This window comes from Rhizobium sp. BK212, from assembly GCF_014197475.1.
Classification (GTDB): Bacteria; Pseudomonadota; Alphaproteobacteria; order Rhizobiales; family Rhizobiaceae; genus Rhizobium; species Rhizobium anhuiense.
Window position 1 is genome coordinate 20498 of record NZ_JACIFS010000010.1, and the last position, 19939, is coordinate 40436.

Genomic DNA, 19939 nt, shown 5'->3' on the forward strand with positions numbered 1-19939 from the left:
GAGATGGTGAGGTCAGCGCAGGCGTTCCATGAACAATTCGTCATTCCGCCGCCTCCACCAGAGGTGCCGGCGAAAAATCCTCCGGGAAATGCGTCATGGCGCTCATCACCGGATAAGGCGTGAAACCGCCCAGCGCGCAGAGCGAGCCGAACTTCATCGTGTTGCAGAGATCGGCAAGCAGCACCCGGTTCTTCTCCGGCTCGATGCCCTGAGCGATCTTGTCGGCCGTCTCCACGCCGCGTGTCGAGCCGATGCGGCAGGGCGTGCACTTACCGCAGCTTTCGACGGCGCAGAATTCCATGGCGAAACGCGCCTGCTTCAGCATGTCGGCCGTGTCGTCGAAGACGACGATGCCGGCATGGCCGATGAGCCCGTCCCTGGCGGCGAAGGCTTCGTAATCGAAAGGCGTGTCGAACAGCGCCCGCGGGAAATAGGCACCGAGCGGCCCGCCGACCTGCACGGCCTTGACCGGCCGTCCCGTCGCCGTCCCGCCGCCGATCCTGTCGACGATATCTCCGAGCGAAAGGCCGAAGGCCGTCTCAAAGAGACCGCCATATCTGACATTGCCGGCAACCTGCAGCGGGATGGTGCCGCGTGAACGGCCCATGCCGAAATCGCGGTAGAAGGCGGCACCCTTTTCCAGGATGACCGGCACCGAAGCCAGAGAGATCACGTTGTTGATGACGGTCGGACAGTTAAACAGCCCCTTATGCGCCGGCAGCGGCGGCTTGGCACGCACGATGCCGCGCTTGCCTTCGAGACTGTTGAGCAGGGCCGTCTCCTCGCCGCAGACATAGGCGCCGGCGCCGGTGCGCACCTCGATATCGAAGGCACGGCCGGAGCCGAGCACCGATGATCCGAGAATGCCGGCCTGCCGGGCGATGCCGACGGCTTCGGTCATTACCGCGATCGCGTGCGGATATTCCGAACGCGTATAGACGAAGCCCTTGGTCGCGCCGGTGGCGAGCCCTGATATCGCCATGCCCTCGATCAGCACGAAGGGATCGCCCTCCATGATCATCCGGTCGGCAAAGGTGCCGCTGTCGCCCTCATCGGCATTGCAGACGATATATTTGCGGTCGCCGGCAGCATCGAGAACGGTCTTCCACTTGATGCCGGTGGGAAAGCCGGCACCGCCGCGTCCACGCAGGCCGGAATCGGTGACTTCCTTGACGATATCGGCTGATGTCATCGAAACGGCGCGTCGAAGACCGGCAAGGCCGCCATGCGCCTCGTAATCCGCAAGCGAAAGCGGATCGGTAATGCCGCAGCGGGCAAAGGTCAGGCGGGTTTGTTCCTTGAGGAACGGGAGGTCTTCAACCTCCCCGAGACAGAGCCGATGCTCGCCGCCGTTCATCATCCCGGCATCGAACAGAACAGCCACATCCCCGGCCTTTACCGGGCCGTAGCCGATGCGCTTGCCGTCAAGCTCGACCTCAACTAGCGGCTCCAGCCAGAACATTCCGCGCGAGCCGTTGCGCACGATCTCGGCATCGAGGCCGCGGGCGGCGATCTCCTGGGCAATCGCCTTTGCCACCTTTTCGGCCCCGAGCGCCAGCGCTGCGGCATCGCGCGGAACATATATCCTGACCGTCATCGGCGTGCCTCCGCAACGAGTTCCGCCGCCATCTGATCGTCGATCCGGCCATAGACCTCGCCGTCGAGCATCGCCGCCGGCGCGCAGGCGCAGAGCCCGAGACAGTAGACCGGCTCCAGCGTCACGCCGCCATCGAGCGTCGTCTGATGAAAATCGATACCGAGCAGCATCTTGACGCGCTCAGCCAGGCCATCGCCGCCCATCGACTGACAGGCTTCGGCGCGACAGAGCTTCAGCACATGCCGGCCGGCGGGATGGTCACGATAATCGTGATAGAAGGTCACCACGCCATGCACCTCGGCGCGGGAGAGGTTCAGTTCCTCCGCGATGACGGGCATGGCCTCCTGCGGCACATAGCCGAATTCTTGCTGGACCTCGTGCAGAATGGGAAGCAGCGGCCCTTCGAGAAAGCGAAGATCGGCGACGATGGCACGTGTGCGCGCTGCAATATCGCCTTCGGCGATATGAATGGTCATAAGGCAGCCCTCCCGGCGGCTCGCTCGTTGCGGAATGGCGGGCTCCCCCGGCCGAATGCCATTCCGCAAGCAGCATCTCAGGGAAGCAGCCGGCGATCAATAAAGCTATCACGTTGCACGATAGTTTTTTTCTATCAGAGTTCCTCGTCTTGTACGAGCACTCTCGCCTCGTGCAGCAGGGCCGAGACAAGCGGCGTGAAAGGCTCGCGATAAGGGGCAACGAGGCCGACCAGATGATGCGCCTCCGGCTCGACGATCGGGATCATGCGGATTTCCACTGGAAATCCAAAGGATTTGGCGACGTTGCGCGGCATGATGCTCGCCCAGCGTCCGGTTCTGACATGCGAGAACAGCACGATCATCGAGTTGGATTCGAGTGTCGGATGCACGGTGGCGCCCGCTTCGGTCAAGTGCCGGTTGATGATGCGGCGGTTCTGCATGTCGGCGGTCAATAGACAAAGCCGAAGATCGCCGACCTCTCGCCAGGTCACGTTGTCGCGATCCGACAGTGGGCTGCCGGCTGCCGTGATCAGATGATAACGCTCGGCATAGAGGGGAACGGTCGTGACGCGGCCGAGCGGCTCGTTTTCGAGATAGGTGATGCCGGCATCGATTTCGAGATTCTCGAGCATGCTCAGCACCTGCAGCGAATTGCGCGAGACGATCGAGAAGGTCACGCCGGGATGCCGTTCCTGGAAGGGCGTGGTGATGCGCGAAAGCATGGCGAGCGCGGTCGGAATGGCGGCAAGACGAATATGGCCGGAAAGGCCGCGGCGTGCGGCGCGCATCTCCTCGCGCATGGTGCGGGCGTCGCCGACGATGCGCCGGGCCCATTCGAGCACGCGCTGCCCCTCCGGCGTCAGCCCCTGGAACCTTGAACCGCGCTGTACCAGCATGACGCCGAGTTGATCCTCGAGCTGCCGGATGGCCGCCGAAAGCGTTGGCTGCGAGATACCGCACTCCTCCGCTGCGCGGCCGAAATGCTTTTCATTGGCAAGCGCGATGAAAAATTCCAGCTTGTCGATCATCCGGCCTCCCGCGCCATTTCGCGTCCGGGCCTATCTTCGACATAGCAGCCGTGCTCCGCAAGGGCGGTCGCTAACAGTTTTCTGCAATCGGAAAAAGCTCGAACAGCGATTCGAGGAAGGCGAGCACGCTGACATTGCCGATGCTGTAATAGACCAGCCTGCCCTGACGGCGCGTATTGACCAGGCCTTCGAGCCTCAAGCGCGCCAGCTGCTGCGAGACCATTGCCTGCTGTATGCCCAGAATATGTTCGATTTCACTGACCGTCCGCTCCTCATTCGCCAATATGCAGAGGATGAGAAGTCGGGTCTGGTGCGCCAGCGCTTTCAGCAGGTCGCTCGCTTCATGGGCTTTTGCAGCGAGTGTGTGCAATTCCTGGCCGGTCATCCCCGGCTTGGGTTTGGGCAACGGCATGCGGTATCTCGGAAGGGAGGCGATGAGGTAGATCAGTACAATAGCATATTCGCACAAGCGAATTGGCCAAAATGACGAAATGCCAAAAAAGGTCCAAGCAAATCAGCAGATAAGCTGACCGCCATTGATCTCTATCACCTGGCCGGTGATGTAGCCCGAGAGGGAGGGAGCCGCCAGGAACAGATAGGCGGGAGCGCAATCCTCCGCCGTGCCGAGCCTTTGCAGGGGGATGGATTTTCTTGTCTGCTCCAGCTTTTCGCGGGAGGAATAGCGCTCATGGAAATCCGTCTCGATCGTTCCCGGTGACACGCAATTGACCCGGATTCCATCCGGTGCGAGCTCACGGGCAAGCGCCTTGGAATAGGTCGCAACGAACGCTTTCGAGGCCGAATAGATCGAGGAACCGGGGCTGCCGCCGGTCAGCGCCGAAATCGAAACCGTGTTGACGACGGCGGCGCCTTCAGCCGCCTTTAATGCCGGCAGCAGCGCACGTGTCAGCGCCACCACCGATGTCTGGTTGAGCCGCACGATCGCCTCATATTCTGCGTCGGTGAGCGTGGCAGCGGGAAACCGGCCAAGCATGGTGCCGGCATTGTTCACCAGCACATGCACACTGTCGAAGAAGGCGAGAACGTCTTCGGCAAATTGCGCCGCCCCACCGGCCGCCGAGAAATCGGCGTGCAGCAGCAGCGCCCGTCTTTCGGATTCAGCCGTCAGCAGGAAATCCGGCAGCTCGCGTCCCGGCTTGCGCCCGGTATGGACGATCACTTTTGCGCCGCAGTCCAGGAACTGCCGGGCCACTTCGAGGCCGATGCCGCGGCCGGCGCCGGTCACGACGACATTGCGATTTTCGAACAGTCTGGGATGAAACACGAAGCCGTCCTCCTCGCGGACAGTGCCGCCGGTTGCGTCACTCGCCCTTAACATATGAGCGCGCCGACCGAAAGAAAGGCAGGTACCGATCTTTCCCGGGAGACCCGGCCAAGTCCCCCTCTGGGGAAGGCCTCTAGCTTTCGGTCTCCAGAAGCCGCGCACCCGACCCCTCTTTGCCGAGCCGATCGCAGGGATTGCGCAACGGACAGCTTTCGATCGACAGGCAGCCGCAGCCGATGCAGCCGGTCAGACGGTCGCGCAGCAGGCTCAGCCGCCTGATTCGCGTGTCGAGATCATCCTTCCAGCGCGCCGACAGCACCTGCCAGTCGGCGACGGTGGGCGTGCGTCCTTGCGGCAGCGACTCGAACGCCGCCTGGATTTCCGAAAGCGGAATGCCGACACGCTGCGCCACCTTGATGATGCCAAGCCGGCGCAGCACGTCACGGCCGTATCGCCGCTGGTTGCCGCGGGACCGGATGCTCGAGATCAGCCCCTTGGTCTCGTAGAAATGCAGCGCCGAGACGGCAAGGCCGCTGCGCTCCGCCACTTCGCCAACCGTCAGAAGTCTGCCGAGCGGCGTTGCAGGAATCGTATCCATCGGCTCTTGACCTCAATATTAGTTGAGGTTTTATAACCCGTGCTTCGATAATCGTAAAGTCCAATCGCGACAAGGAGCAACGCATGAAAACACCCACCAGGCTGGCGGTCATCTATGGCAGCACGAGAGAGGGCCGCATCTGCGACCGGGTGGTCAAATGGCTGACGCAGGAGCTCGTCCGCTTCCCGCAATTTGATATCGACATCATCGACCCGCTCGATTTCGCGCTGCCGGTAAGCCGTGACATGGCACACCCCGAAATCGACAGGCTCGCCGGGCGGCTTGGCATGGCCGACGCCTTCATCATCGTCACCCCGGAATACAATCACAGCTTCACGGCCTCCCTGAAGTCGATCATCGATTTCTTCTTCGAGCCCTGGCAGGGCAAACCTGTCGCCTTCGTTTCCTATGGCGGCATATCGGGCGGCCTGCGCGCCGTCGAACAGCTGCGCCTCGTCTTTGCCGAACTCCACGCGGTCACGATCCGCGATTCGGTGAGCTTTACAGCACCTTGGAACCGCTTCGACACCGAGGGACGGCTCGACAATCCCACCGACGCGATGCGTCTGCTCGACCGGATGATGGCAAGGCTGGAATGGTGGACACGGGCGCTCGTCACTGCCCGCAGCGATTGCCCCTATGCCGACATCGCCGCCTGAGTCAGCAAGCTCCGGTTCCGTTCCCGGCAGGTACGGAACCTCGAGGGACACCCGGGCAGGACCTCCGTCCGGGTGTTCTCAACAGTAAGGCATATCAGCCGATACCGGGCATGGCAGGCTCATCCCGATCGCATGGACGGGTTCGCAACTTTGCAGTTGCGGGGAGAAAACCCCGGTGATAGTTTCCGCGCCATTAACGGGGGAGCTCCGTATTGCCGGGGCTGAGATGTGAGGTGCAAGCCTCTGGACCCTTCAAAGCTGATCTGGGTAATGCCAGCGGAGCGAGGTTCAGATGTTTTCAGGCGCACAAGTGTCACTCTATCCGATGTCCGGCGATTTCGTCGGCATCATTCTCGATGCCGTCAAGGCGCTCGATCCCTATCGCGACCGGCTGCGCATCGAGACCGATGACATCTCTACGCTGCTGGTCGGCCCGCCTGACATTCTTTTCGCCGCCATGCACGATCTTTTCGTCACAGCCGCGAAGACCGGCGAACATTGCGTCCTGTCCGCCGCCGTCTCACGCGGCTGCCCCGGTGAGCCCGACGAGGCCATCTGCGGCGTCAACCCCTCCTCCGGCCAGGCAGAGCCGCTTGCTGACCGTATAGCGGCCGCCCTTGCCGCCGTTGAAATCACCGCCGAGACCGGACAGCCGACCGCTGCCCAATTCTCGCTCTACGTCATGGGAACCGGCACCCATATGGACGAGATCTATGGCTGCATCGACTTTCTCAAACGCTCCGGCACCTTCGACCGCGCCAAGAATTTCTGCACCAGGCTTTCTGGCGATGCCGGCGCCGTCTTCGCAACCATTCGTGAGGCCTTCTATCGCTTCGGCGACCCCGAGGGGCATGTGACCCTCGATATCACGGTGTCAGCCAATACAGCGCCGCGCGTCTTTTCAGACGCGCAAAGGACGCTGTAACACTTTAAATTGCTGCATAATTTTATCCTTAAATCGATTCCGATTTAAGGAATTATGCAGTGCCCGACGAAAGCCTGAAATCGAACGCCGATGACACCGCTACCACCACTGGGTTCGCGCCTTGCCGCGCTCCGCGCCGCTCTCTACCGGGGCATACCTGCCCTGCTCGCCGGCTGCGCCTTTTTGGCGGCATGGGAACTCTATGTCGATCTTTCCGGGATCAAGCCCTCCATCCTGCCGGCGCCGTCGCGCATCGTCATCCAGGGCTGGCTGAACCGCGAGGCGCTGATATCAAACACCTGGCCGACGCTCGGCGCGACGCTTGGAGGTTTCGCGCTGTCGCTTGCTTTCGCCTTCGCAGCCTCCATCCTCATGGATTTCGTGCCCTTCATGCGCCGGGCATTGCTGCCGATCTTCATCGCCAGCCAGACCCTGCCGCTGGTGGCGATCGCGCCCCTCGTCGTCCTCTGGTTCGGCTTCGGCCTGCTGCCGAAAGTGTTGCTGGTGGCGCTCGTCACCTTCTTTCCGCTGCTCGTCGCCCTGCTGCAGGGCTATGAATCGACCGACCGCGACATCGCCGAATTGCTGAATTCGATGAAGGCGAGTCGCTGGCGGATTTTCTGCCTGGCCCGGCTTCCCTCCTCGCTGCCCTATTTCTTCGCCGGCCTCAGAATCTCGATCACCTATGCCGTCGTTGGCGCGATTTTTGCCGAATATGCCGGCGCCGCCCGCGGCCTCGGCATCTATATCCTCAACGCCAAGAACAATTTCCGTCCCGATCTCGTGCTCGCCGCCGTCGTCGTCAGCGCCGTGCTCACGCTCGGCCTCTTCGGGCTGACGCTGTTGATCCAGCGCCTCGTCATGCCCTGGCAGCCAACCGGGGAGCGGCGCCGATGAGCGATACAATGGTTGAACTCGGTAGTATCTCGAAGTCCTTCGACGGCATGAAGGTGCTGGGCGACATTTCGCTCACCGTCGCAGACGGCGAGTTCGTTTCGATCGTCGGACCGTCCGGCTCCGGAAAATCGACGGTGCTGCGGCTGCTGACACAGGCGCTTCGACCCGATTCCGGCACCATGCTTTTTAACGGCGTGCCGCTGGAACAGGCACCGCATTCCTTCGCCTTCATGCCGCAGCGCGATGCGCTGATGCCCTGGCGCCGGATCATCGACAATGCGGCACTCGGCCTCGAGGTGAAAGGCATGAGCCGCCGCGCGGCCCGCGCCGCCGTCGCGCCTTTGTTCGAGAGCTTTGGCCTTTCCGGCTTCGAACACCACTATCCTTCCGAACTATCCGGCGGCATGCGCCAGCGCGCCGCACTGCTGCGCACCGTCGTCCAGACGCAAGACATGCTGCTGCTCGACGAGCCCTTCGGCGCGCTCGACGCGCTGACGCGGACGCAGATCCAGGAATGGCTGCAGGGCATGTGGACCGAGCACCGCTGGACGGCGCTACTGATCACCCATGACGTTCGCGAGGCCGTGTTCCTCTCCGACCGGATCTACGTGCTTTCGGCCCGTCCGGCGCGTATCATCCGCGAATTCCGCGTTCCCCTGCCCCGTCCGAGAAGCATCGCCGACCTCGGCTCGCCGGCGGCCCAGGCGATCGAAACCGAAATCCTGCAAACCCTGCTTCATCCGCAAGAACAGGATGATTTTAGGCCGGTCGGCCCAAAGTCTGAATCCCTGTTCTAATTTAAAGAGTTAGAGCATGATGTCGTCCGAAACCGCCGACACTTTTCGGCATCATGCTCTAGAGACCTGAGGAGGTCACCATGCTGCTTCTCACCCGCCGCCAGACGATTTTCGCCGCCATCGCGGCAAGCCTCGCCGGCCGCACCGCCTTCGCCCAATCGGCGCCCGCAAAGGTTCGCATCGCGCTCGACTGGACGCCCAACACCAACCATATCGGCATCTATGTCGCCAAGGCGAAGGGCTTCTACGCCGATGCCGGACTCGATGTCGAGATCCTTCCCTTCACCGATACCAGCGCCGGAACACTGGTGTCGAACGGCGTTGCCGATTTCGGCATCAGCAGTGAGATCGAGACCCTCACGCAGCGCGCCGGCGGCGGTGACGTGAAGATGGTCTACGGCGTCGTCCAGACAGAAACCGCACGCCTGATCTTCAAGGGCGGACGCGACGACATCAAGAGCCCGAAAGACCTCGACGGCAAGACCTATGGCGGCTTTGGCGGCACCTGGGAGAGCGCGCTGATCTCCGCAATGATCCGCAATGACGGCGGCAAGGGCGACGTCAAGACCGTCACCCTCGGCACCTCCGCTTACGAGGCGCTGGACAATGGCTCGATCGATTTCACGCTGGAGATCTACACCTGGGAAGGCATCGCCGCCGAACTGGAAAACCGGAAGATCGGCCGCTTCCACTATTCCGATTATGGCATTCCCGACGAGCAGACGACGGTCATCGTCTCCAGCGACGCCTATCTCTCGGCAAACGGGGAACACGCCCGCGCCTTCATCCAGGCCACGCGCCAGGGTTATGCCTATTCCGTCGACCATCCCGACGAAGCCTGCGATCTGCTGATCTCTGGAAGCAATGGCGCACTGATGAATACGGAACTGGTAAAGGCGTCTCAGAAGGCATTGATCGAGGGGCACTTCCTGAAATCCGAGGCCGGCGTGATCGGTAAGCTCGATCCGGCAAAGGCCGAAGCCCTCGGCGGCTTCCTGCTCGAGAATAGGATTCTCGTCGACGCCAATGGCGCCGCACTCAAGGAGAAGCCGGACTTTTCCACCTATTATACCAACGAACTTCTCGACTGAGCCCAACGCCTGCCTTGCCCGTCGCGGCTTTCCGCTGCAAAGTCCGAGACCCGGAGCTTGATGTCGTGCGAAAACCGCTCACACTTTTCGGCATCATGCTTTAGAGCGCCGCGCCTCCTTTCGGATGCGCAAAGGACGCTCTAACACTTAGAATTTACGCATCGTGCTTTCCGAAAATCGATTCCGATTTTCGGGCCGATGCGCTAGGCAAGGCGGGGGATAGGATGCGACAACAGGAGAGACTGGCCGGAGCGGACTTTCTGCGCGCGACGGCCTGTCTGCTGGTGCTTGCCCACCACTTCGCGCTGCGGCTGGATATGCGCAGAATCCCCGACGAACTCGGACCGACCGCACATATCCTCCGCTTCGGCAATTTCGGCGTTGCCGTGTTCTTTGTGCTCAGCGGCTTTCTTCTTGCCCATCCCTTCTGGCGCGCGCTCGACACGGGCAGCAACCTGCCGAGCCTGCGGCATTACACGATCCGCAGGGCAGCGCGCATCGCTCCGGGCTTCTGGGTTGCCGCCACCATCAGCTTCGCCCTCAGCCTGACGCTGCTTGCCCTGCCGCTGACACCGGAGCTTGCGCTCCGCTATGTCTCCGGGCTGCTGTTCATGAGCCAGTGGCACTGGCGCACCTTCTTTCCTGTCGAAGCCGACGGGCCGCTCTGGTCCATTCCCTTCGAGGTCACCAGCTATGTGCTCCTGCCGGTCGGCTTTCTCCTGCTGTTTCGTTTGCTCATCCTGAGACAACGCCCGCTGCTTGCGCGCTTCGCCTGGCTATGCGTCATCACAGGCGTACTCCTGGCCCATCTGCTGATCCTCACCCTGTTTCCGCTCGACGACATCGGACGCGGTTGGCAGTACGGCCTGCAGGGTGGGGCGAAGGAATGGATGCCGAGATATAATCCGATCGGCTTCTTCGCCGTCTTCGCGCTCGGTGCGCTCGCCGCCGGCCTCGAGACCATGCTCCCACGAAGACGCTCTTCCTGGTTCGATGCCGCAGCGCTTCTCGCTCTCGCCATTGCCGGCTACCGCCTCGTGATTTCGCCCGGCGGCTCCGCCGAGGGTTACGGCTGGCTCGAAATCCCCTATGGCTTTCCGGTCTTCCCGCTGGCGGTCGGGGCGGCCCTCGTTTCGCTCAGCCATTCGCAACTGTTGGGCAGGCTGCTCGACAACGCGCCTGTCCGCTACGTCGCGAAGATCTCCTTCGGCATCTATATCTGGCAGGAGATCATCCTGCTATTGATCCAGAAGCACGACCCGGGCTCGTTCGGCGCTTCCTCGGAAAATGTTGTGGCCGGCTGGCTGCAGTCTTGCGGACTGGCGGCAGCGCTTATCCTTCTGGTAGCAAGCCTCAGCTACCATCTGCTGGAGAAACCGGCGATCGATTTCGGAAACCGGCTGACAGCTCGCCAATCCAATCGGGCTACTCCTTTCAAAGTATAAGTTTCCGGATAGCGCAACTACAGGCATTAAGGTTAACGCGAAATACTCCCATTTTTGGTGTCTTTAGGGTTACGGAATTCTTATTTATACCGATGACAAACGATACGTGACCATGTATCTGTCTCCTTGCTGTTCAGTATCGCATCTAAACTTGTGGACCTTGCGTAATGAATGCTTTTACTTCGAAGACGAATTCACGCTTCGATCCGTCTCAGCGTCAGGACAAAACCAAGACCCTGGTTATCGCGAACTCCAATATTCGCCAGCCGGATAGCTTTTCCCCTGTCGAAAGAAAAATGGCTGTGCGACTGAGCGTGAAGCGGTTGATCGACATCGTCGCCTCACTCAGCGCCCTCGTCGTGCTGGCGCCGATTTTTCTGGCAATCGCTCTTTTCATCAAACTCGATGATGGCGGTCCGGTGTTTTTCCGCCAAATCCGCTGGGGGCTGAACGGCCGGAAGATCACGATCTTCAAATTCCGATCGATGCGCGCGGAAGCTTGTGATCCCAGCGGCGTTCAACAGACCGTCAAGGGTGACAGCCGAGTGACCGGCATCGGCGCGGTGCTCCGCAAGACTAATATCGACGAGCTGCCCCAGCTCTTCAATGTCCTCAGGGGCGACATGTCGCTGGTCGGCCCGCGCTGCCATGCCATCAATATGCGGGCAGCCGGCCGGCTCTACGAAGAACTGGTGCCGGACTATCATCACCGCCACATCATGCGCCCCGGCATCACCGGTCTTGCGCAGACGCGCGGCTGGCGCGGCCCGACGGCGCGACGGCTGGAAGCCCGCGCCCGCATTGCCTGCGATATCTATTATGTCAGGAATTTCAGCCTGCTGCTCGACTTGAAGATATTGTTCAAGACAATTGCCATCGAGCTGCGCGGCGGCACCGGCTTCTGAGCCGAAGCCGGCCACTCGGTAAATCGGCAAAGCGGCCCCACCGGGCCGCTTCTTCATTTCAAGCCGCCCGCCCTATCCCGACAGCTGAACAGGCACAAAAAAGGCGGCTGTTGCAGCCGCCTTTGATCGTCGCAGTCGATGGCGATCAATCCTGTTGGACGATGCCGCTCAGATGCGTCAGTTCCATGATGAAATGTTCGAGCTTCGATTTGTGCTCGTGCAGCTCGGTATCTTCGAGTTCCTTGCGAGCGGCCTCGATGCGGCGGGTCAGCTCGTCCTTGTGCAGCTCCTCAACCGGAACCGCGGATTCGGCGAGCAGAGTGCAGCCGGTCGGCAGGATATCGGCAAAACCGCCGAACACCACATAGTCCTGCTTCTTGCCGGAGGCCGAACGCACGCTCACGACACCCGGCTTGATCGTCGTCATCGTCGGCGCATGATTCGCCATGACCGTCATCTCGCCTTCAGTCGCGGGAATGACGACCTCGGTCACCATCTCCGACAACAGCAGACGCTCCGGCGAAACGAGCTCAAAGTTGAAATTGTCAGCCATCAGTGACTTACCTTCTCGGCTATGGCTTTCGCATCTTGCAATTTAGTCCCGCAGAACGGGCAGTGCATTATCGCTTGGTCGAGATAACCGAGGCCTTCCTCACTCTGGACCAGACCCACCACCATCATCAGCACGCCGTTATCGGCGCGATAGATAGTCGGCGCGGCTGGTTCCGGAAGATCCACCACGACCCCTTTCAGGGAGTCGCAGCAGAATATCTCGTCTAGCTCGTCGCTCATTAAGCAGCTGTGAGCTTCTTGGCCTTTTCGACCGCTTCTTCCATCGATCCGACCATATAGAAGGCAGATTCCGGCAGGTGATCATATTCGCCGTTAACGAGGCCCTTGAAGCCCTTGATCGTATCTTCGAGAGCAACGAGCTTGCCCGGCGAGCCGGTGAAGACTTCGGCGACGAAGAACGGCTGCGACAGGAAACGCTCGATCTTGCGGGCCCGGGCAACCGCGATCTTGTCCTCTTCGGACAGTTCGTCCATGCCAAGGATCGCGATGATGTCCTGCAGGGCCTTGTAACGCTGCAGCGTCGACTGGACCTTGCGGGCGACTTCGTAATGCTCTTCGCCGACGACCAGCGGGTCGAGCATGCGCGAGGTGGAGTCGAGCGGATCGACGGCCGGATAGATGCCCTTTTCGGCGATCGAGCGCGACAGAACCGTCGTTGCGTCAAGGTGCGCGAACGAGGTTGCCGGAGCCGGGTCGGTCAAGTCGTCGGCCGGGACGTAAATGGCCTGGACCGAGGTAATCGAGCCGGTCGTCGTCGTGGTGATGCGCTCCTGCATCTGGCCCATGTCGGTTGCGAGCGTCGGCTGATAGCCGACGGCCGACGGAATGCGGCCGAGCAGAGCCGACACTTCGGAACCTGCCTGCGTGAAGCGGAAGATGTTGTCGACGAAGAACAGAACGTCCTGGCCCTGGTCGCGGAAATGTTCAGCGACCGTCAGGCCGGTCAGGGCGACGCGGGCGCGGGCGCCCGGCGGCTCGTTCATCTGGCCGTAAACCAGCGCGGCCTTCGAACCTTCGCCGCCGCCATGCTTGTTGACGTTCGATTCGATCATTTCGTGGTAGAGGTCGTTGCCTTCGCGGGTGCGTTCACCGACGCCCGCAAAAACCGAATAACCACCATGCGCCTTGGCGACGTTGTTGATCAGTTCCATGATCAAAACGGTCTTGCCGACGCCAGCGCCGCCGAAGAGGCCGATCTTGCCGCCGCGTGCATAGGGAGCGAGAAGGTCAACGACCTTGATGCCAGTGACGAGAATCTGCGATTCCGTCGACTGCTCGACATAGGACGGCGCATCCTGGTGGATGGCGCGCTTGTGAGCGGTGACCAGCGGACCGGCTTCGTCGACCGGCTCGCCGATGACGTTCATGATGCGGCCGAGCGTCTCGTTGCCAACCGGAACCATGATCGGAGCGCCGGTATCGGCGACTTCCTGGCCGCGCACGAGACCGTCGCTCGAATCCATCGCGATGGTACGGACGACGTTTTCGCCAAGGTGCTGCGCAACTTCGAGAACCAGGCGGTTGCCGTTGTTGCTGGTTTCCAGCGCGTTCAGGATCTTCGGCAGTTCGCCTTCGAAAGCAACGTCGACGACGGCGCCGATAACCTGGGTGACTCTGCCGACAGAGCCGATCTTGGGGGTAGCTGCCTCAGCCATTTTCTGACCCTCTTTTCCTAGCCTCAGAGCGCTTCCGCGCCCGAAATGATTTCAATGAGTTCCTTGGTGATCTGCGCCTGACGCTGGCGGTTGTAGCTCAGCGTCAGCTTATTGATCATCTCACCGGCATTACGCGTCGCATTGTCCATCGCGCTCATCTTGGCGCCCATTTCACCCGCGACGTTCTCAAGAAGCGCGCGGAAGACCTGGACGGAGATGTTGCGCGGGATCAGATCTTCAAGGATCGATGCCGGATCCGGCTCGTATTCGTAGACAGCGCCTGCATGGGCGGCATCTTCGGCCTGCACAGCTCCCGTTGAAGCCGGGATGAGCTGCTGCGCCGTCGGAATCTGGCTGATCACCGACTTGAACTCGGAATAAAACAGCGTGCAGACGTCGAATTCGCCGGCAGCATACATCTCGATAAGGCGTTTACCGATCTGATCCGCATTCTCGAAGCCGACCCGCTTGACGTCCCGCAATTCCTTGCGCTCGATGATCAGCGAAGCGAATTCGCGGCGAAGGATGTCGTAACCCTTCTTGCCGACGGTGAAGATTTTCACCGTCTTGCCCTCGGCAACCAGCTTGCGCACATGTTCGCGCGCGAAGCGCGCAATCTGCGAGTTGAAACCGCCGCAAAGACCGCGTTCGGCCGTGCACACCACCAGCAGATGAACCTGGTCCTTGCCGGTGCCGGTCATCAGCGCCGGCGCGCCATCGGCGTCGGTGACAGCCTTGGCGATATTCGCCAGAACTGCACCCATGCGCTCCGAATATGGCCGAGCGGCCTCGGCCGCCTCCTGCGCGCGCCGAAGCTTCGCCGCGGCGACCATTTTCATCGCCTTGGTGATCTTCTGCGTCGCCTTGACGGAGGCGATCCGGTTTTTCAGATCCTTAAGTGAAGGCATCCGTTATCCGTCCTAACTTAGGGCCCGATTACGAGAAAGACTTTGCGAAGCTATCGAGAGCAGCGGTAAGCTTGCCCCTGGTATCGTCGCTGATTGCCTTTTCCGTGCGGATCGCGTCGAGGATGGCGGAGCCTTCCGAACGCAGATATGAGAGGAAGCCCTGCTCGAACTTGCCGACCGAAGCGACCGGCAGCTTGTCGAGATAGCCGTTGACGCCTGCAAAGATCACAGCGACCTGCTCTTCCGTCTTCAGCGGCGAGAACTGCGGCTGCTTCAGGAGTTCGGTCAGGCGTGCGCCGCGGTTCAGCAGGCGCTGCGTCGCAGCGTCGAGGTCCGAACCGAACTGGGCGAAGGCGGCCATTTCGCGATACTGGGCGAGTTCGCCCTTGATCGAGCCGGCTACCTGCTTCATCGCCTTGATCTGTGCCGCAGAGCCGACGCGGGAAACCGACAGACCGACGTTCACGGCCGGGCGGATACCCTGGTAGAACAGGTCGGTTTCAAGGAAGATCTGACCGTCGGTGATCGAGATCACGTTGGTCGGAATGAAGGCCGATACGTCGTTGCCCTGCGTTTCGATAACCGGCAGAGCGGTCAGCGAACCGGCGCCCTTGTCGTCGTTCATCTTCGCAGCGCGCTCGAGCAGGCGCGAGTGCAGGTAGAAAACGTCGCCCGGATAGGCTTCGCGGCCCGGCGGGCGGCGCAGCAGCAGCGACATCTGGCGGTAGGACACGGCCTGCTTGGACAGGTCGTCGTAGCCGATCAGCGCATGCATGCCGTTGTCACGGAAGTATTCGCCCATGGCGCAACCGGCAAACGGAGCCAGGAACTGCATCGGCGCCGGATCGGACGCGGTGGCGGCGACGATGATCGAGTACTTGAGCGCGCCGCGCTCTTCGAGCACCTTGACGAACTGCGCGACGGTCGAACGCTTCTGGCCGACAGCGACGTAGACGCAATAAAGCTTCTCGCCTTCCGGACCGTTGTCGTGAATAGCCTTCTGGTTGAGGAAGGCATCGAGAAGGATCGCGGTCTTGCCGGTCTGGCGGTCACCGATAACAAGCTCGCGCTGACCGCGGCCGACCGGGATCAGCGCGTCGATGGCCTTGAGGCCGGTCGACATCGGCTCGTGAACCGACTTGCGCGGAATGATGCCGGGAGCCTTGATGTCGACGCGCGAACGGCGCGTCGCGTTGATCGGGCCCTTGCCGTCGATCGGATTACCGAGCGCGTCGACCACGCGGCCGAGCAGCTCAGGGCCGATCGGAACGTCGACGATGGCGCCAGTTCGCTTGACGGTGTCACCTTCCTTGATGTCGCGGTCGGCGCCGAAGATGACGACGCCGACATTGTCGGCTTCAAGGTTCAGCGCCATGCCGCGGATGCCGCCCGGGAACTCGACCATTTCACCGGCCTGGACATTGTCCAGACCATAGACACGAGCGATACCGTCACCGACGGAGAGAACCTGGCCGACTTCCGAGACTTCTGCCTCTTTGCCGAAATTTTTAATCTGGTCTTTGAGAATTGCGGAAATTTCCGCGGCGCGGATATCCATCAGCCAACCTCTTTCAATGCGAGCTTAAGGGTAGAGAGTTTGGTACGAAGAGACGTATCAATCTGACGGGACCCGACCTTCACGATCAGACCACCAAGAATTGACGGATCAACCGTGACGGCAATCGTCACGTCTTTGCCGGTAACGCTCTTGAGTGCCACCTTCAATTCGGTTTCCTGCGCTTGTGAAAGCGCATGCGCCGAGGTGACCTCGGCAGAGATTTCACCGCGATGGTTCGCGGCGATGATGCGGAAGGCCTTGATCATGCCCGGCAGGGCGAACAGGCGGCGATTGCGCGCCACGACCTTCAGGAAATTGGCGAAGAAACCGCTGATGCCAGCCTTCTCGCTGATGGCGCCGATCGCCTTCAGCTGGTCGTCGGCGGAGAAAACCGGGCTGACGACGAAGCGCTTCAGATCGGCGCTCTCATCCAGCATCGCCTGGAAACGGTCAAGATCTGCGGTTACGCTGTCCACGGCGCCCTGCTCGAGCGCCAGTTCGAAAAGCGACGAGGCATAGCGCTCGGCAACGCCAGAAGTAAGCTGGGACGTGTCTGCCACTGGCACAAATTTCCCTGATTTCAACCCAAAATCCGGCTCTCGGCGGGCGCCGAACCTATGATCTTGAATTCGTTTTGATTTCCCCCAGAAATCACAAGAGAAGCCTCTTGCTTCTTCCGAAATTCGGGGTCCGTCTAACATAGGATGTTCGGACTCGCAACACGCGTAATGCCCGAATACGCCTTTCACATGAATTTCTGTCCGCAAAATTGCGCAATGGCCTGAAAGCAGGCCACGGAAGCCGTCTGCCGGCAGCAAGAGTTACGTCTGGACGAAGCCGAAAACGTAGAGCAGTGGTAACGCGGCCAAAGCGATCTGCACAACCAGGAGTAAATAGTTGACGACATTACTCCCCTTATCGGACAGGATCGAGATGATCCGGGCAAAGGCAGCCATGGCGAAGGAGGCACCGAGCGCCATGTAGATCCAGTCCTGGGCGAGCATGATCGCCGACAGTCCGAAGCCGAGATAGAAGCCGCCCATCGAGCGTCCTTCGCCGAAGCCTTCCGGCCGCCCTTCCTGCGCCTGCAGGCCGAGAAGCCGGAAAGCATAGCCGGGCGCGAACATCATGATGAAGCCGGCGAGCGCCGTGAATGCGGCGGAGCAGAAGGCAAGCCGCTCGCCAAGCTCGGTCGGAAAATAAAACTCCATGCGTCAGCCCCAAATCACCCGGATGAATCAGTGTCTTATGGCATGCGCCGAAAAGGGAGGAAATGCCGGCGTTCTGTTTTAGAGAAAACTCTGCGGATCGATATCCAGCTGCACCTGCACCGATCCGCGCTCCTTGGGCGCTTGCGACAGCATCGCCCGCAGGAACCCCTGCATGTCGGAGTTCCGCCGCCCGTGCACCAGCAGGCGGAAGCGGTGGCGGCCGCGCACCAGCGCGAGCGGCGCTTCGGCCGGGCCGAGGACCGAGATGCCTGACACTTGCGGCGCGGCATTGCGCATGCCGCGCGCATGATTTTCGGCGTCGTGGCGGGTTTCGGCCGAAACGATGATCGAGGCGAGCCTGCCGAAGGGCGGCAATACGGCGCGTTCGCGTTCGGTGATCTCGCGCTCGTAGAAAGCCTCGGAATCACCTGATACGATCGCCTGCATGACCGGATGCTGCGGCTGATAGGTCTGCAGCAACCCATGGCTCTTGAGGCCGGTGCGCCCGGCCCGGCCGGTCACCTGCGACAAAAGCTGGAAGGTGCGCTCGGCCGCGCGCGGGTCGCCATTGGCAAGGCCGAGATCGGCATCGACGATGCCGACCAGTGTCATCAGCGGAAAATTATGCCCCTTGGCGACGAGCTGGGTGCCGATGACGATATCGGCCTCGCCCTTGGCGATCGCATCCAGCTCCAGCCGTAGCCGCTTCACCCCGCCCATGATATCCGAGGAGAGAACGATCGTCCGCGCCTCCGGGAAATGCCGCTCCACCTCCTCGGCGATGCGCTCGACTCCCGGCCCGCAGGCGACGAGATGGTCGAGCGTACCGCATTCCGGGCACGCTTCCGGCGTGCGCTCGGCATGGCCGCATTGATGGCATTGCAGCTGTTTGCGGAAGCGATGCTCCACCAGCCAGCTCGAACATTGCGGGCACTGGAACCGGTGACCGCAGACCCGGCAGAGCGTCAGCGGCGCATAACCGCGCCGGTTGAGAAAGAGCAGTGCCTGTTCGCGCTTCTCCACCGTCTTGCCGATCGCCCGGATCAGCACCGGCGACAGGAAGCCGCCCCGTTCCGGCGCATGCCGGCGCATATCGATGAGATGCAGGTCCGGCAGCGCCGCATCGCCGAAACGCGTCGGCAGGTGAACGGTGCTGTAGCGGCCGCTCTGCCCGTTGACCTGGCTTTCGACCGACGGCGTCGCCGACACCAGAATGACGGGAAAATCACCGATGCGGCCGCGCACGACGGCCATGTCGCGGGCATTGTAGAAGACGCGATCCTCCTGCTTGTAGGCGGGATCGTGTTCCTCGTCGACGATGATCAGGCCGAGATCCTCGAAGGGCAGGAAGAGCGCCGAGCGGGCGCCCGCCACCACGCGCACTTCGCCGGTCACCGCCTGGCGCCAGACCTTTTCGCGCATGCGCGGCGCCAGATCGGAATGCCATTCGGCCGGCTTTGCCCCGAAACGATCCTGGAAGCGCTCCATGAAACTTGCCGTCAGCGCGATCTCCGGCAGCAGGATCAGCACCTGCTTGCCGCGTTTCAGCGTCTCGGCAATCGCCTCGAAATAGACCTCCGTCTTGCCGGAGCCGGTCACCCCGTCGATCAGCGACACCGAAAACTCGCCCTTGCGGACGTCGGAAACGATCTCCTCGGCCGCCTGCTTCTGGGGTCCTTCGAGACGGGCTGCGGCAAAATCCGGATCCGGCATCGCCACCACCGGCGGCGGCGGCAAAAATATCGTCTCGAAGATGCCGAGCGTGATCAGCCCATCGACGACGCTCGTCGAAACGCCCGCCGCATGCGCCAGGCCGCTGCGCGTCCAGGAAAAGCCGTCGGAGGCCGTGTCGAGCACCCGCGCGCGCGCCGGCGTCATCCGCCCCGGGTCGCCGCCGACGAACTTCAACCCCTCCACCATCGGTTCCGGCTCGAAGGCGTTCGGCGCCCGCAGCGCCATGCGCGCGACGAGGCCGGGCGGCGAGAGCGTATAGGTGGCCACCCAATCGATGAAATCCCGCATCTCTTTGGAAAGCGGCGGGCAATCGAAGACATGGCTGATCGGCCGAAGCTTCTTCGGATCGACGCCGTCCTCGCCGCCGTCCCAGACGACGCCGATCACCTGCCGCGGGCCGAGCGGCACCTGCACGACCGAGCCGGGCTCGACCGCCATGCCATCCGGCACCGAATAGGAATAGGGCTTTGGCGCCGGCATCGGCACCAGCACCGGAACCGTTCGGTTCGCGGGCGGTGCCTCGAAAAGCGCGCCAAAGAGATCGGACGAATCTGTGCTCATCGGGCGAGACCATGCCCGCAAATCGATGGAATTGGA

The 19939-nt window shown here is 61.6% G+C and carries 21 protein-coding genes and 1 riboswitch; of the genes, 7 read left to right on the forward strand and 14 right to left on the reverse strand.

From position 1 onward, the window contains the following. Window positions 1-40: 40 nt before the first annotated feature. From FHT79_RS25970 to soxR, 6 genes are all read right to left on the reverse strand, one after another. The gene (locus tag FHT79_RS25970; RefSeq protein WP_132574256.1) at window positions 41-1597 is read right to left on the reverse strand and encodes an NADH-quinone oxidoreductase subunit NuoF; all 1557 of its coding nucleotides are present in this window, start codon (window positions 1595-1597) and stop codon (window positions 41-43) included. Continuing rightward, window positions 1594-2073 (reverse strand): formate dehydrogenase subunit gamma, encoded by a 480-nt coding sequence (locus tag FHT79_RS25975; RefSeq protein ID WP_097543618.1) that lies wholly within the window; start codon window positions 2071-2073, stop codon window positions 1594-1596. The genes FHT79_RS25970 and FHT79_RS25975 overlap by 4 nt, the downstream gene beginning before the upstream one ends. Window positions 2074-2207: 134 nt before the next feature. Then, window positions 2208-3101: a LysR family transcriptional regulator gene (locus FHT79_RS25980; protein WP_028756029.1), complete on the reverse strand. Its 894-nt coding sequence runs from the start codon at window positions 3099-3101 to the stop codon at window positions 2208-2210. A gap of 70 nt (window positions 3102-3171) precedes the next feature. Next, on the reverse strand, window positions 3172-3513 hold the full coding sequence (locus FHT79_RS25985; RefSeq protein WP_028756030.1) for a metalloregulator ArsR/SmtB family transcription factor: 342 nt from the start codon (window positions 3511-3513) through the stop codon (window positions 3172-3174). A 102-nt stretch (window positions 3514-3615) separates the two neighbouring features. Continuing rightward, window positions 3616-4440 (reverse strand): SDR family oxidoreductase, encoded by an 825-nt coding sequence (locus tag FHT79_RS25990; RefSeq protein ID WP_183904458.1) that lies wholly within the window; start codon window positions 4438-4440, stop codon window positions 3616-3618. A gap of 79 nt (window positions 4441-4519) precedes the next feature. Next, complete coding sequence (gene soxR / locus FHT79_RS25995; protein WP_132574260.1) at window positions 4520-4984, reverse strand: redox-sensitive transcriptional activator SoxR; 465 nt, start codon at window positions 4982-4984, stop codon at window positions 4520-4522. Window positions 4985-5067: 83 nt separating this feature from the next. On the opposite strand from soxR, the gene FHT79_RS26000 reads away from it, so the two are divergent. The 7 genes from FHT79_RS26000 to FHT79_RS26030 all read left to right on the forward strand — a co-directional run bounded on the left by FHT79_RS26000 (window position 5068) and on the right by FHT79_RS26030 (window position 11703). Further along, window positions 5068-5643, forward strand: a complete 576-nt coding sequence (locus FHT79_RS26000) for an NAD(P)H-dependent oxidoreductase (protein WP_028755832.1) — start codon at window positions 5068-5070, stop codon at window positions 5641-5643. A gap of 188 nt (window positions 5644-5831) precedes the next feature. Then, window positions 5832-5945, forward strand: a riboswitch (TPP riboswitch). Continuing rightward, window positions 5936-6568: a YkoF family thiamine/hydroxymethylpyrimidine-binding protein gene (locus FHT79_RS26005; protein WP_028755833.1), complete on the forward strand. Its 633-nt coding sequence runs from the start codon at window positions 5936-5938 to the stop codon at window positions 6566-6568. It overlaps the preceding riboswitch by 10 nt. 90 nt (window positions 6569-6658) lie before the next feature. Then, window positions 6659-7465: an ABC transporter permease gene (locus tag FHT79_RS26010; RefSeq protein WP_047615999.1), complete on the forward strand. Its 807-nt coding sequence runs from the start codon at window positions 6659-6661 to the stop codon at window positions 7463-7465. Beyond that, complete coding sequence (locus tag FHT79_RS26015) at window positions 7462-8262, forward strand: ABC transporter ATP-binding protein (RefSeq protein ID WP_028755835.1); 801 nt, start codon at window positions 7462-7464, stop codon at window positions 8260-8262. The genes FHT79_RS26010 and FHT79_RS26015 overlap by 4 nt, the downstream gene beginning before the upstream one ends. Window positions 8263-8342: 80 nt before the next feature. After that, the gene (locus FHT79_RS26020) at window positions 8343-9353 is read left to right on the forward strand and encodes an ABC transporter substrate-binding protein (RefSeq protein ID WP_183904459.1); all 1011 of its coding nucleotides are present in this window, start codon (window positions 8343-8345) and stop codon (window positions 9351-9353) included. 224 nt (window positions 9354-9577) lie between these two features. Then, complete coding sequence (locus tag FHT79_RS26025; RefSeq protein WP_183904460.1) at window positions 9578-10798, forward strand: acyltransferase; 1221 nt, start codon at window positions 9578-9580, stop codon at window positions 10796-10798. A gap of 167 nt (window positions 10799-10965) precedes the next feature. After that, entirely contained in the window at window positions 10966-11703 is a 738-nt protein-coding gene (locus tag FHT79_RS26030) for a sugar transferase (protein ID WP_047615544.1), read from the forward strand. Between the two features lie 145 nt (window positions 11704-11848). On the opposite strand, the gene FHT79_RS26035 is transcribed toward FHT79_RS26030, so the two are convergent. The 8 genes from FHT79_RS26035 to FHT79_RS26070 all read right to left on the reverse strand — a co-directional run bounded on the left by FHT79_RS26035 (window position 11849) and on the right by FHT79_RS26070 (window position 19903). Next, window positions 11849-12256 carry a F0F1 ATP synthase subunit epsilon gene (locus FHT79_RS26035; protein ID WP_132574266.1) on the reverse strand — a complete coding sequence of 136 codons (408 nt, stop codon included), beginning with the start codon at window positions 12254-12256 and terminating at the stop codon, window positions 11849-11851. After that, entirely contained in the window at window positions 12256-12495 is a 240-nt protein-coding gene (locus tag FHT79_RS26040; protein WP_183904461.1) for a hypothetical protein, read from the reverse strand. The genes FHT79_RS26035 and FHT79_RS26040 overlap by 1 nt, the downstream gene beginning before the upstream one ends. Continuing rightward, entirely contained in the window at window positions 12495-13931 is a 1437-nt protein-coding gene (gene atpD / locus FHT79_RS26045) for a F0F1 ATP synthase subunit beta (RefSeq protein WP_028755841.1), read from the reverse strand. Before atpD ends, FHT79_RS26040 begins: the two co-directional genes overlap by 1 nt. A gap of 23 nt (window positions 13932-13954) precedes the next feature. Continuing rightward, window positions 13955-14839 carry a F0F1 ATP synthase subunit gamma gene (locus FHT79_RS26050; RefSeq protein ID WP_028755842.1) on the reverse strand — a complete coding sequence of 295 codons (885 nt, stop codon included), beginning with the start codon at window positions 14837-14839 and terminating at the stop codon, window positions 13955-13957. A gap of 28 nt (window positions 14840-14867) precedes the next feature. After that, window positions 14868-16397, reverse strand: a complete 1530-nt coding sequence (gene atpA, locus FHT79_RS26055) for a F0F1 ATP synthase subunit alpha (protein ID WP_028755843.1) — start codon at window positions 16395-16397, stop codon at window positions 14868-14870. After that, on the reverse strand, window positions 16397-16963 hold the full coding sequence (locus FHT79_RS26060; RefSeq protein ID WP_132574538.1) for a F0F1 ATP synthase subunit delta: 567 nt from the start codon (window positions 16961-16963) through the stop codon (window positions 16397-16399). The genes atpA and FHT79_RS26060 overlap by 1 nt, the downstream gene beginning before the upstream one ends. A 255-nt stretch (window positions 16964-17218) precedes the next feature. Next, on the reverse strand, window positions 17219-17608 hold the full coding sequence (locus FHT79_RS26065; RefSeq protein WP_132574270.1) for a DUF4345 domain-containing protein: 390 nt from the start codon (window positions 17606-17608) through the stop codon (window positions 17219-17221). A 78-nt stretch (window positions 17609-17686) separates the two neighbouring features. Further along, window positions 17687-19903 (reverse strand): primosomal protein N', encoded by a 2217-nt coding sequence (locus tag FHT79_RS26070; protein ID WP_132574272.1) that lies wholly within the window; start codon window positions 19901-19903, stop codon window positions 17687-17689. Between the last annotated feature and the right edge of the window lie 36 nt (window positions 19904-19939).